The following is a 12,590-nucleotide window of genomic DNA, read 5'->3' as shown; positions in this document are numbered from 1 at the left end:
TCTACTTGTTTATCTGCTGCCTGATATTTTTCTCTCTGGCCCTGATTGTCATTAAATTCATTATCCACCATGAGGTTGTGATTTAACGGGCAGATATTAAGCAGGTGGCTGTCGTAAGCGCGATTGCAGCAACCGCGGCAGCCTTCAGATCGTGGTTATTCGCCCTCCTCGATGAGCGGAAGAGGCGTAAAAAACCGCCTGAGTAACGGACCAGAAGGCAGCTATTTCGCTATTGAGAATAAGGTTCCTAACCCAGCCTCTCCATCCGCGTCTCGCCCTCCGCCATCGACAGCTGGTACAGCGAAAACGAACGGTGCTTCTTAATTAAGGTCGCCAGCTCTGGCGAGTGGCTGGTCAGCCAGATCTGCGAATAGCGGCTGGCTTCGGCGATCAGGCTTGCCAGCGCAGGCAGCATCTGCGGGTGCAGGCTATTTTCCGGTTCGTTGAGGGCGATAAACGCTGGCGGACGCGGGCTGAGCAGCGCCACCGCCAGGCAGAGAAAGCGTAGCGTACCATCAGAAAACTCAGCAGGCTCCAGCGGGCGACTTAGCCCCTCGCGCTGCATCATCATCCGGAAACGGCCGTCGCGGTTGTCGCTGTAAAACACGCAGCCGGGGAAGGCCTGATCGAGAATTCGCATCAGTAGCAGCTCGTCGCCAATCTCCACAATGGTCTGAAAGGCCGCCGCCAGGTTTGCGCCGTCGCTCGCCAGCACCGGGGAGCGGAACCCCACCTGCGGGGCGCGCATCGCCGAGCCAGAAGCCACCGAAAACTCATGATAAAAACGCCAGTTGCGTAGCGATTCACGCATCTGCGATACCTCAGGGTACAGATGCGGCTCCCCCAGTTGACCAAACACCGACTCGTTCTCATACAGCGTGCCGCTGTGGGTCACTTTTTCGTGATGCACGTTGTTCAGGAACACAGTCTGGTTTTTACGCTGCATCAGCCGCGACGAGGGGCGGCGGTGCTGCTGGCTCAACCAGATAGTCTCCTCTTTTATCACCGGATCCAGCTGAAACTGCGACGGATACGGCAGTCTCTCAACAAACCCCACCTGCAGCTCGTATTCGTACGTTTCGGTCTCTACCGCCAGATTCATCCGCCGCAGCTGGTCGCTACGCGTCTTGCCGGCCCAGAACACCTTTAAAATCCCGCCCTCGTTCGCCAGCGCCTGAGAAAATTGCCCCTGCGCCGCGCTGTGCATCAGATGGATAGCTTTATAGATGTTTGATTTACCGGTGCCGTTTGGCCCGAAAACGATATTAAGCTGCTCCAGATCCAGCGACAGGCGGCGGATGGAGCGGTAGTTTTCGATATGCAGCGTCTTGATCATGGGCATTCCCGAAGCGGCGAAAAGGCCTGTATATATTGCCAGTATTCTTGCGCAAAATGCAAAAAAAAGACGACAGTGAGGGTGTCGTCTAAAGGGGTACAGTATGGGCCTCTGCGGGTCAACGGGGCCTTCGCTTCATTGATATTTAGCCAGTAGCAAGACGTAAACCTAAATGATTAGGGTAGGGATCAAAGTAGTTTTGCGTCAGCAGATAACTGTGTGGGTGTTCCGCAAGATAATGTTTCAACAGCGTCAGCGGGGCGAGGATCGGTAACAGACCGGCGCGGTAGTTAAGGATCACTTCGCGTAACTCGTCGCGCTGGCGGGCGTTAAGCTGATTACGGAAATAGCCCTGCACGTGCATCAGCACGTTAGTGTGATTCTTGCGCGAGGCGGGTTGCTTCAGGATCGCCATCAGCTTATCCCGGTAAACCTCGAAAAAGGCGTTCAGGTCGTCCCACTCATACAGCGAGGCGACAAAAGGCCCGATAGCGCGATATCCCGCCTGATGGTGGGACAACAGCTGCAGTTTATAGCGGCTGTGAAAATCCAGCAGGGCGCGGCGGCTCAGGCCGTTTGCGCGCAGGGTATTCAGTTCATGCAGGGCAAAGACCCGCTCGACAAAGTTCTCGCGCAGTACGGGATCGTGCAGGCGACCGTCTTCCTCGACGGGCAGCCATGGATACTTATCCATCAGGGCGGCGGTGAACAGCCCGGTGCCAGCTTTCGCCCCCCGGTTGCCTTGCTCATCGTATAACCGTACGCGTTCCATGCCGCAGCTTGGGGATTTGGCGCAGACGATAAACCCGGCAAAGTCGCTGATGCCCGGCAGGTAGCTGGCGGCAAAGCTCGCCATTTTCTCTGATACGTCTTCGGTGCTGTCCTTGCTAAAACGCATACGCGTTTCACCGTCGGTGGTCTGGACCAGCCTCAGCGCCGGGCGCGGTACCGGCAGGCCAATCGCCATTTCAGGGCAAACCGGTTTAAAGCTTACCCACTGGGCCAGCTCGTTCATCACAAAGCCCATGCGTTTATGACCGCCGTCGAAGCGCACGGCGGACCCGGTTAAACATCCGCTAATTCCGAGTACGGGTTTCGTATTCATGGTGTGCTACCTCCTAAGCCTTTCTTAAAACTTACACACCATGAATAATTTGTCCAAGTATTCGCAGAATTATTTTGTTATAACTTGCGATATCAGAAGGTTACGAAACCACTTTTTTGTAAGCGATCAGCTGCCTTTGTAGGTTGAATAGCCATACTGGCTAAGCAGCAGTGGGATGTGCAGTTTTTCGTTGGTGCGGGTAACGGTGAAGAGCACCGGGATCTCAGGGAAGAAGCTGTCGGCCTTCTGGCTTTTGAAATAGTCGCCCGTTTTGAAGACGACGCGATAAACGCCCGGCTCCATCTCCTTGTCCTGCGGATAGAGTGATTTGATGCGGCCATCCTGGTCCGTTTTACCGCTGGCAAGCTGAGCCCAGTTACCCTGCTGCTCTTTTTCCAGGGTAACGGTCACGTCAGACGAGGGGACACCTGTCTGCTGATTAAGAATATGCACGCTAAGCGTACCGACCGGGGCGCTAAAGGCGGCAGGGGCGAAAGCGAGGGAGGACAACATCAGCAGTGCGGCACTTTTTTTCATCATGAATTCCTGTGTTTTGATAAGTAACAGGAAAACGTTAGCACTCTGGCGAAAAGAAAATATTCAACTTTTCGTGATAACTGACGCTAGAGGATGACCACCTCAAGCGCGACCGCCTGCTGCCACTGCTCTATCTGTTTTTTTCGGGCGGCGCTCAGTTTGCCGCTGGCGATCAGCAGCCATTTGCGCTCCGGGAATATCTCGGGTGCCAGGGCGGCTGGCGGGATGGGCAGCACATCGATACGGTGACCCTGCCCGGTGCGTTTTAAGGCTTCGAGCCAAATTTCACAGGGATCGCTCAGGTGCCAGCCGGTGATTAAATAGTTATCGCCAGGGGCTTTTTTATCCCCTTCAAGGCAGAACGAGGTGTAGGCAATGATAATGCCGTCGAGGATCTCACGCAGGGTCATCATCGCCGGCACGCGCGCCGAGACCTGGCTGCGCAGCGGACGCAATACTTCGGTGACCAGCTCTGGTCTGGGGTATTCCCGGCCGGCGTTGTACACCAGCTGGCGCAGGGCGTCGATTTTGCCCTCTTTCAGACGCTGCAGCATGTTCTCCTGGAGCGTCTGCCAGTTGTTGGTACGCCGCGCGGTAGGGCGCTCGAGCAGGGGTTTAACCTGGCCAATCGGCACCCCTTTTTTTACCCAGTCGAGTATTTTAAGCGCTTGCTGAACATCCTCTTCGCTGTACTGACGGTGGCCGCCATCGGTACGCAGCGGTTTAAGCAAACCGTAGCGGCGCTGCCACGCGCGCAGCGTGGTGGCTGTAATGCCACAAAGTTTGGCGAATTCGCCAATGGAGTAAGCCATGCGCCTGTCCGGTGAGAAAGAATAATCTCAATATACTACGAATATTTGCATCCGGAATGAAGCAGTCGACCTCTGCACTACACTTACATCACGCAAACGAAAGGAGCTCACATGAAATTATGGCCAGTTGTGACCGGTGTGGCGATCGCGCTGACGCTGGTAGCGTGCAAAACGCCTACCCCGCCGAAAGGGGTGCAGCCCATTACCCATTTTGATGCCTCGCGCTATCTCGGCAAATGGTATGAAATCGCCCGCCTGGAAAACCGCTTCGAACGCGGACTGGAGCAGGTGACTGCCACCTACGGCCAGCGCAGCGACGGCGGTATTAGCGTGCTGAACCGGGGTTACGATCCACGTAAACAAAAATGGAACGAAAGCGAAGGCAAAGCGTACTTTACCGGTGCGCCGACCACCGCCGCCCTGAAGGTGTCGTTCTTTGGGCCTTTCTACGGCGGGTATAACGTGATTGCCCTGGATGATGAGTATAAATATGCGCTGGTAAGCGGCCCGAACCGTGATTACCTGTGGATCCTGGCGCGTACGCCAACCATCCCGGATAAGGTGAAAGACGATTACGTGCGCATCGCCCGTAGCCTCGGCTTCCGCGTCGATCAGTTGGTCTGGGTGAAACACTAACCCTGGCGGGAATTCGTGCTTTCTTCGTAGGGTAATGCTGCCAGGCATGAATACACTTCCGTTATCGGCCAAACGGGAGACAACGACATGACCTGGCAAGCCTATCGCGGTAAAGCACCTGCAAACATGACCATTTACAGCGCCTCGTTTCCTGATGTCAGTGATAAATGGCCGATGAAAGACGAAACGACCCGGGAAATTAACGCCATCGATCGGGCGCTGAAGGCCGACCCCTCCCTGCAGCCGCCGCTGATTGAGCAGGGAGACCGCGGTGAGTTAACGCTGATCGCCCAACATGCCTGGTCGCAAGAGGCATTCCGTCATCGCCCGGCGCTGGCGGCCTGGCGCGTGCGGTTGGTGCCCTCGGCGCTGGCGTTGTTTGCGGTGCAAAACCCTCTGGAGGATAAACTGCCGGAAGGGACGGTGATGGACAGCGCCAGCCGCCAGTGGTTTATCCACGCCAACGATGCCATTGGCGTGCGTTCCCGCGCCCAGGTGCTGGCGACGCTGGTAGACAAATACATCCATAACGATATCGAGAGCGACTGGGTGAGCCTGGCCAGCGGCGCGGCCATCCCGGTGCTGGAGGCGCTGTGTGCCGCGAAGCTTGATGGACAGAAGGTGCATCTTTCGCTGGTTGATGACGACCCCGTCGCCCTGCGCTGGGCCGAGACCATGGCGGCTCAGCAGGGGCTGGTCGTGGGCGAGCAGATCACCCTGCTGCGCCGGAATCTGGTGTATCACCTGATCCGTAACGACGATCTGGTGCTGGAGCTGGGTGAGCAGCAGGCCGAGCTGGTGGATGCTTTGGGCATCTTCGAATACTTTAACCATGACGATGCCGTGACCTTCCTAAAACGCGCTCTGCGGCTGGTGAAGCCCGGCGGAGCGGTGATCCTGTCAAACATGCTGGACACCAGCCCACAGATCGACTTTGCCCTGCGCTGCATTGGCTGGCAGCACCTCTTCCCACGTTCCTTAGACGAGCTGCAGGAGATCCATCTCGCTGCCGGCGTGCCGGTAGAAAATGTCACCGTGGTCGTGCCTGAAGATGGGGTCTATGCGGTGATGGAGGTGCGGGTGCCCTGAGCCGCGCGCAGATAATCGCTGTTTCGTTGCCTAAAATTCCCTTTGCACTGACATGGACTGTCAGCGGCCTGTCTTACTCTTCTCGCTATCGTTACCACCAAAATTCGCAGGGTTACTGCAGTTTTCGGATGGTATGCCGTTAATAACTCTTAATACGCAACGTCCTCAAAAATAACTCATTAACGTAGCGAGATATTTATCATGGCTGATGTCAGTACCTCTCCACACGCCTCGTTATTACACAAGGCGGATGCCTTGCTGGAACAGCAACTCGCCCCCGGAAAACCGGTTGTCGCCGCCTGGGGATTAATGAATGCCGGTAAAAGCTTCCTGTTGAATATGTTAACGAACCATATTCAGACGGAATGTTTTCGCACTAACGACATTCGTGAAACGGCGGAACTCAAAGAGTGTGAGACCGAAGATTTTATCTTTCTGGACACCCCAGGCCTGGATGCCAACAACGCCGACGATCTGATTGCCCTGCAGGGGGCGGCAAAGGCCGACATCGTGCTATTTGTCCACCAGCCCCAGGGTGAGCTGGAGAAGATTGAGATCGATTTTTTGCGCCAGTTAAAAGACTCGTTTGGCCAGTATGCCGAGCAAAACATCATCCTTGTACTCAGCAAAGCGGACGTAGAAAGCGCCGAAAGCATTGCGGCGATTGAAAAACGCATGCTGGAACAGTGCCGCGACGATCTCGGTTTTACGCCGCGCTGCTATGCCCTGTCTGGCTCCCGTTTTCAGGCCGGGGTGACGCAGAAACAAGACGGCCTGATCCGCGCCAGCCACCTTTTCGATCTCGCTCAGCATCTGGATGCGCTGAACACTGACGCCTACGCCGTAAAACGCGAGCGCCAGCGGGTGGCGATTGAAGAGATCCTCGCCGAGTTTATGCAGGCCGAGCACGCGCTGCAGGAGAAGCAGGCGCAAATCCATCAGCAAATCAACAGCGGTTTCCAGCCCTTCAATACGATCATGACCGATTTCCGCGGCTGGATGAAAAACACCCTCAAAAAATTCCCGGCTGTCTAAGGAGCGCGAAAATGGCATTACCCTGGTTAATTGGTGCAGCGGTACTGGGCGTGGGCGCATTAATCGCCTCTTCCTCCAGCGATGATGACAGCTCGAATGGCAATGGCGACGACGAAGAGCGCAAACGCCGGGAACGAGCAGAACGTGAGCGCCGCGAACGCGAGCAAAAAGAGGAGCGCGAAACCATTAAGGCCTCGCTTCAAAACGTCGGCACGCTGCGCGCTGAAGACTTAAAGCAGGCGCTCTCCGGCTGGGTTGAGGTGCACTACCAGAGCACATCGCCCTTTAAAGCCAACGTACTGGCAACGGGTAAGCAGTATCAGCGCGTGGTGGCAGAACATTTCACCGAAAGCCATGAGCTAACCTTCCTGGACGCCAAAACGCGCCAGAACCTGAATGCGCTGGAATCCTGCTACGACGTGGAACTGACCATGACCGAAGACTTTTATGACGTGGTTGATACCCTGATAGATTGCCAGGTCCAGCTGGAGACGCTGCAAGTTTATCGCGAACAATTTGAACGTATTCGCCAGCATTTGCGCGGCTAAGCAGACAGGAATAAAGATGAGTAACGAGATGCTTCGCGAGGATCTTCTAACCTCTTTCGAAACGCTGGAGATGCAGTTCGCCTCTTCATTAGAGCAGGCTAAAGAGCTGGATAAAGCCTTTGCGGCTCACTACAGCCAGTTTCATTCTAACCTTGCCGGGCTGCTGGCCGACGCGCAGGAGAAATTACCTGAGACCAGCCCGTTAAGCCAGTCGCTGGCGGGGTTTATCAACGGCCTGAAAGAGATCGACAGCGGCTGGAAAGCAAAGCTGGATAATCAGAACAAGGGGCTGAGTTTCCGGAAAAACTTTGAAGATTCACTGCTGGTCTATGTCTACGGCAAGGTGAAGTCGGGTAAAAGCTCGCTGGGCAATTATATGGCCTGGGGCCATACCAACCCGACTCCGGCCCAGCAGGCCGGGAATACCACGCTGAAGTATGACTCCCACGTCAATACGGACGCAGAGAACGGTGATGCGCATAACGAAGCGGCGCTGCAGGGCAAATTTCGCGTGGATGCCACCGAGGCGACCAGCTCGATTCAGAGCTTCCGTCTGCCGGGGCTGACTTGGGTGGACTCCCCTGGCCTGCACTCGGTGCGTTCGCAAAACGGCGAACTGGCGAAAGCGCACGCCGACCATGCTGACCTGATCCTCTACACCATGAAATCGGATGCGCCGGGACGCGCCAGCGATTTAAACGAGATCCGTCAACTGCTGGGGAAAGAGAAGGAGATCATGTTGCTGCTGACGGGCAGCGATAAAAAGCAGCATGGCTGGGATGAGGTCAACGAGGTGCCTGTCGATATCTGCGTGATGAAATCAGCGCAGGATCGCCAGATGCAGCAGGATTTCGTAAAGCGCGAGCTGGAGGCAGAGGGCGTTGATACCGGGCGTGTGCAAGTACTGTCCCTTTCCGCCCGCTATGCCGAACTGCACGGGAATGATCCGGCGGCCATCGCCGACAGCGGCATGGGGCAGCTATTTACCCGCCTGAAGCAAATCTCGCAGGAAGAGGGCGTCCGCATGAAGCGTGCGGTGCCGATGACGAATTTCAAAAACTTCCTCTCCGGCTGCCTGGCGGAAATGGAGAAATATCAGGCGTTGACGGCATCCCTGGCTACGATGATTGCGACGGTCGACCAGGATGTAAAAAAACAGATTACCCCGGCCGTACGCCTTGCCCAGTCTGAATTACGTCAAACCATTCAGGCCAGTTTTAACGAGCTGGCCGCCAGCCGCAACGACGAAGCCGGGCTGAATAGCGCCCTGCTAGCCGCGCAAAAAAGATGGGACAGCCGGATGGCGGCCCTCACCGGGGATGCGCTGGAGGCGATCCTGAACAAGGCGATGAAGGCCTTTAAATCAGCGGTTGTCACCACCTGGACCTCCTCCTCGCTCACGCTGCCTGCCTTCTCGGTAGAAAAAGTGACCGAGCAGATCCCTGAAGGCTACACCAAAAGCACGCGTAGCCGTAACGGTGGGCTGGGGGCATTGATCGGCGGCGGCATTGGGATGCTGCTGGGGCCTGCGGGCGCGGCCATAGGCGCCACTCTCGGGGCCGGGCTGGGATCGATGACCGGAGACAGCGCCCAACAAACCACCCGCACCATTGAAATGGTGGTGGGAGATAACCTCAGCGAAGTCCGTAACCGGATCCTGAGCCTTTACCTGGACGGTATTGAAAACGAGATCACCACTCAGGTTGGTACGCTCTTAAGCACCTTACTCAACGAGATGGAGGAGGACTGTAGCCGGCTAAATTATGAAGTGGAACAGTTTAAGCGTGCGATTGGCAGACTGAAGCAGCAAGCAGAGCAGCAATTAACGAGTGAGGGGAACGCGTAACATGGCGATGTCAGCGGCAGAACTTTTTGAAACTTACGACCTGACGGCGAAACTGGCAAGCCAGTATCCTGCGCTGGCGGCAGAATTTGCGCCTGTGCAGAAACAGTTTGAAGACAAGCGCAACCAGCCGGATGCCAGCATTATGGTCTACGGCGTGTATAACGCCGGCAAAAGCACGCTCATCAACGCTCTGGTTGGCGAATGCGTGGCAGCGACCGGCGATGTTCCGTTAACCGCCTCTGTTGACTCCTACTGCTGGAATAACAGCACCATTCTGGACACCCCGGGCGTGGATGCGCCGCTGGATCATGAAGCGGTCACCCGGGAACAGATGCTGAAAGCGGATGCGGTGATTTTTGTGGTAAACCCGTCCGGTGCCGCCGAAGAGGAGAAGACACTCAAGGTGCTGGTCGAGATTTTACAGGCCCGCAAAAAGCTGTTCCTGGTGCTCAACGATAAAGATCGCATGGACGTCGAGACCTTAACCCGCCTCAAAAACGACATTCGTATTCGTCTGCAAAGCCTGGCGGAAGCGCAGGGTCTGCAGGATGTGCTGCAGGATATCCCTATCCTGCGCGTCAATGCGGAGATGGCGCTGCAGGCGAAGCTGAACAATGTGCCGGGGCTACTGCGCGCCAGTGAGTTCCCGATCTTCGAAGAGGCGCTGACCACCTTTATCGCCAGCATTGATAGCCAGCATATCTACCGTCGACTGGGCGCGACGCTGAACGGCTTCCTCGACAAGTTGCTGCACACGTTAGAGCAGCAGACCACCAGTGACACCGTGCGCAGTTTCGATACCCTTTTGAAAAATATCGTTGCGCAGCAGCAGCTTTGCCGTAACGCGGTGATCGATGAGGTGAAGAACCAGCGTGAGGTCATGTACCGGGGCAGCAAGGCGGCATTGCGCCAGGATCCTGAACACGCGCAGGCAAACATCGAGGCGCTGTTCCGGCAGGCCAGCGGTGAGGTGGAAGCGGCGCAAAACCGTGAGATGACCTATCTGGTGCAGCGTTTTGCCGACGATGTCGACAGCCTGCAAGCGGCGATCGCCCGACAGGCAGAACAGGGTGCCTCACAGTCGATTCCGCACATGCCGGGTGCGCAGGCAACTCAGGAGCAGGGGGTATCGCCAGAGTCCGGGGGCATTAACGCCGAGATGATGAACCACGCGGTCAATACGCTGGGTTCGATGGCAAAACCGGAACACGTGGTCAGCGGCCTGAAAGTGGTGAAAGAGTGGCTACCGTCTCTGATGAAGGGCATCGGCCCAAAAACCATGGAGAAGTGGGGTACGCTGGTGGTGGGCAAATGGCTGCCGTACGTAGGGCCAGCCATTACTGTGTTCAGTTCGCTGTGGGATATCTTCGCAGAAGATCGCGAAACCAAACAGGCGCGTGAACAAAGCGAGCAACAACGCCGCGAATGGGAGCGTTATCAGCAAGAGATCGACGATTTTGCCTTCACGACGGCCGCACAGTTTGAATCCGGTGCGTTACGGCTGGTGGATGAGTCGCTGGAGCCCTGGTTCGCAGAGTTACTGGACAAAGTGAAAGCCGCGCGGGATATCGCCAGCCAGCAGGATCGTGAGCTGAGCGATCGCATCATAGAAGTACAGCGCCTCGCTTCGTCGTTATGTACGCAGGCATGAGTGACGACGCGTTAACGCCTTTCCCCTGCAATGCCTGCGGCAAGTGCTGCCGCAGGGTCAACGCCAGCCCCGAAACCGCGTTTCTCGATCGCGGCGACGGGGTGTGCGGCCATTTCGATGAAACAACCCACCTGTGCGCCATCTACGCCACCCGGCCGCTGGTCTGTCGCGTAGAGGACTACTACCGCGCCAGGCTGAGCGAGGTCATTGCCTGGGAGGACTTTGTCCGGCTGAACGTGGCGATTTGCGAGAGATTGTAAGGGGCAGGAGGTTGATTTTATGGCGGCTGACACGCATCGTTAGCGGATGAAAATCGAAACCGCACTGCCCTCACACTTCGAGCGTCTGGCCGCGATCTGGGAATCCTCCGTTCGTGCCACGCACCATTTCTTGCAGGAAAGCGACATTGCGACGTTACGCCCGCTCCTGCTCAATGTGTATCTGCCGAATTTACAGGTGATCATTGCCCGCGATGAGCAGGGCAGTATTCACGGCTTTTTAGGCGTGGACGAGAACCGCATCGAAATGCTGTTTGTGGATGCTGCGAGCCGGGGGAAAGGCGTCGGCAAACTGTTACTGACCTGTGCAGTTAACCATTTCGGCGTCAACGAAGTGGATGTGAACGAGCAAAACCCGCAAGGGGTGGCGTTTTATCAACACATGGGGTTCGTGCAGGTGGGGCGCTCGGCCCTGGACGGGCAGGGGAACCCGTTTCCGCTGCTGAATATGCGGCTGGCTGCTCCCTGATTTAACCGTTCTTCTCAAATATGAAAGGCAATACGTTTTCCGGTCGGTAGTTCAACGTCGATACTCAGTTTTCCACCCATCGCTTCGATATAGCGTTTGAGCGTTGCGATTTTGAGTTCGTTACCTCGTTGCTCCAGTTGCGTAATGGCAGGCTGACTGATACCCATTAATTCAGCAAGCTGCTTCTGTGACAAATTGAGTTCCTCCCTCACCAGTTGCAAACCGGTTTCGAGGATCATTTCATCAGCTGTCTGTTGAATACGCTGTTGGCTTTCAGGCGAACGAGATGCAATCGCTTCATTTAGGGTTTTCATTTAACGTCTCCAGGACAGTTATGTGAAGAGAAAAGGCTTCATCTGCAATGCGAATAAGGTTGTCATAGAATCTTTTGTCATTACTTTTATCCCCTGCGCACAGCACGATGGCCCGGCGTAGTGGATCGAAAGCAAAAAGCGCGCGCACCGGACGGCCAGCATACTGAATTCGCAGCTCCTTCATATTTTTATGCTGTGATCCCTTAACCGTGTCGGCATAGGGCCGGGGAAGACGCGGCCCGTAAACTTGCAAGTTAAGCAAAGCAGCCAGGACTTTTTCCTGTAGCCCTTCATCTTGCGCATTCAGCCATTGTTCGAAATGCGCTCCCAACAGAATCGTCCACATGCTTTCGTCCATGATAAGCTGTAGCTTATATACCAGTCAATATAAGCTGTAGTTTATAATTGTAATGAATGCCGTTGGCAGCCATTTTTCTGGTGAAGCGAGTATGGCAAAGAGCGCAATGGAAGCAGATTGCGTCTTTATGACCGTGCGAGCACGCTTCAAGAATTTATCATTTGGCGAGCTTTAGCTTTGGCTGAATGAGGGAACGATCGGAAAGGCAGAGGTGCTTTTAATCAGGGAAAGTAGTAAAGAGGCGGAGCACTAAAAATTATCTTCATAAACAAGTGTTTATCAAGCATTTTGGCGGAAGATCACAGGAGTCGAACCTGCCCGGGAACGCTGGCGTCCCCAACTGGATTTGAAGTCCAGCCACCTCACCGGAGATGACGATCTTCCGCGCCTCGATTGCTACATGGAGGCGGGGCGCATTATAGCTACTTTCAGACATTAACCACATACCCTGACACACTTATTTTCACCCCTGACAGGGCCTGCATTGATCCATTTCAGGTAAATCTCAACGAATTCCTCAGCTTAGCATTTTGTGCTCATCGAATTTTACCGCGATCACAAAAAAGAAGAATCGTA

At 55.4% G+C, this 12,590-nt stretch carries 14 protein-coding genes and 1 tRNA gene; 8 read left to right on the top strand and 7 right to left on the bottom strand.

Features of this window, described 5'->3' with window-relative positions:
- Window positions 1–247: 247 nt before the first annotated feature.
- The 4 genes from B2Q93_RS08930 to B2Q93_RS08915 all read right to left on the bottom strand — a co-directional run bounded on the left by B2Q93_RS08930 (window position 248) and on the right by B2Q93_RS08915 (window position 3,790).
- Window positions 248–1,336 (bottom strand): AAA family ATPase, encoded by a 1,089-nt coding sequence (locus B2Q93_RS08930; protein ID WP_286932598.1) that lies wholly within the window; start codon window positions 1,334–1,336, stop codon window positions 248–250.
- A gap of 145 nt (window positions 1,337–1,481) precedes the next feature.
- Window positions 1,482–2,441 carry a YbgA family protein gene (locus tag B2Q93_RS08925; protein ID WP_286932596.1) on the bottom strand — a complete coding sequence of 320 codons (960 nt, stop codon included), beginning with the start codon at window positions 2,439–2,441 and terminating at the stop codon, window positions 1,482–1,484.
- A gap of 126 nt (window positions 2,442–2,567) precedes the next feature.
- Window positions 2,568–2,978 (bottom strand): hydroxyisourate hydrolase, encoded by a 411-nt coding sequence (gene uraH / locus B2Q93_RS08920; protein ID WP_040077801.1) that lies wholly within the window; start codon window positions 2,976–2,978, stop codon window positions 2,568–2,570.
- Window positions 2,979–3,064: 86 nt separating this feature from the next.
- Window positions 3,065–3,790 carry a MerR family transcriptional regulator gene (locus B2Q93_RS08915; RefSeq protein ID WP_040077802.1) on the bottom strand — a complete coding sequence of 242 codons (726 nt, stop codon included), beginning with the start codon at window positions 3,788–3,790 and terminating at the stop codon, window positions 3,065–3,067.
- 111 nt (window positions 3,791–3,901) lie between these two features.
- On the opposite strand from B2Q93_RS08915, the gene B2Q93_RS08910 reads away from it, so the two are divergent.
- From B2Q93_RS08910 to B2Q93_RS08875, 8 genes are all read left to right on the top strand, one after another.
- Window positions 3,902–4,426, top strand: a complete 525-nt coding sequence (locus B2Q93_RS08910) for a lipocalin family protein (RefSeq protein ID WP_040077803.1) — start codon at window positions 3,902–3,904, stop codon at window positions 4,424–4,426.
- Between the two features lie 87 nt (window positions 4,427–4,513).
- A complete protein-coding gene (locus tag B2Q93_RS08905; protein ID WP_046886322.1) occupies window positions 4,514–5,515 on the top strand; it encodes a class I SAM-dependent methyltransferase in 1,002 nt (333 codons plus the stop codon).
- 201 nt (window positions 5,516–5,716) lie between these two features.
- On the top strand, window positions 5,717–6,550 hold the full coding sequence (locus B2Q93_RS08900; protein ID WP_080346633.1) for a GTPase: 834 nt from the start codon (window positions 5,717–5,719) through the stop codon (window positions 6,548–6,550).
- A gap of 11 nt (window positions 6,551–6,561) precedes the next feature.
- Window positions 6,562–7,098, top strand: a complete 537-nt coding sequence (locus B2Q93_RS08895) for a hypothetical protein (RefSeq protein ID WP_286932594.1) — start codon at window positions 6,562–6,564, stop codon at window positions 7,096–7,098.
- Window positions 7,099–7,114: 16 nt separating this feature from the next.
- A complete protein-coding gene (locus tag B2Q93_RS08890; protein WP_286932592.1) occupies window positions 7,115–8,944 on the top strand; it encodes a dynamin family protein in 1,830 nt (609 codons plus the stop codon).
- A gap of 1 nt (window position 8,945) precedes the next feature.
- Entirely contained in the window at window positions 8,946–10,595 is a 1,650-nt protein-coding gene (locus B2Q93_RS08885) for a GTPase (protein WP_286932590.1), read from the top strand.
- Window positions 10,592–10,855 (top strand): YkgJ family cysteine cluster protein, encoded by a 264-nt coding sequence (locus B2Q93_RS08880; RefSeq protein ID WP_286932589.1) that lies wholly within the window; start codon window positions 10,592–10,594, stop codon window positions 10,853–10,855. The genes B2Q93_RS08885 and B2Q93_RS08880 overlap by 4 nt, the downstream gene beginning before the upstream one ends.
- Before the next feature lie 46 nt (window positions 10,856–10,901).
- Window positions 10,902–11,342, top strand: coding sequence for a GNAT family N-acetyltransferase (locus tag B2Q93_RS08875; protein ID WP_286932588.1), 441 nt, complete (start codon window positions 10,902–10,904; stop codon window positions 11,340–11,342).
- Window positions 11,343–11,356: 14 nt separating this feature from the next.
- On the opposite strand, the gene B2Q93_RS08870 is transcribed toward B2Q93_RS08875, so the two are convergent.
- The 3 genes from B2Q93_RS08870 to B2Q93_RS08860 all read right to left on the bottom strand — a co-directional run bounded on the left by B2Q93_RS08870 (window position 11,357) and on the right by B2Q93_RS08860 (window position 12,398).
- Complete coding sequence (locus B2Q93_RS08870) at window positions 11,357–11,656, bottom strand: helix-turn-helix domain-containing protein (RefSeq protein WP_040077811.1); 300 nt, start codon at window positions 11,654–11,656, stop codon at window positions 11,357–11,359.
- Window positions 11,640–12,002 carry a type II toxin-antitoxin system RelE/ParE family toxin gene (locus tag B2Q93_RS08865; protein ID WP_207293795.1) on the bottom strand — a complete coding sequence of 121 codons (363 nt, stop codon included), beginning with the start codon at window positions 12,000–12,002 and terminating at the stop codon, window positions 11,640–11,642. Before B2Q93_RS08865 ends, B2Q93_RS08870 begins: the two co-directional genes overlap by 17 nt.
- 301 nt (window positions 12,003–12,303) lie before the next feature.
- Window positions 12,304–12,398 (bottom strand) — tRNA-Sec (locus B2Q93_RS08860).
- Between the last annotated feature and the right edge of the window lie 192 nt (window positions 12,399–12,590).

This window comes from Leclercia sp. UBA5958 (genome assembly GCF_002430365.1).
In the GTDB taxonomy this organism is placed as follows: Bacteria; Pseudomonadota; Gammaproteobacteria; order Enterobacterales; family Enterobacteriaceae; genus Enterobacter; species Enterobacter pneumoniae.
The sequence above is the reverse complement of the archived record's forward strand: the minus strand, read 5'-3'. Positions and strand labels throughout refer to the sequence as shown.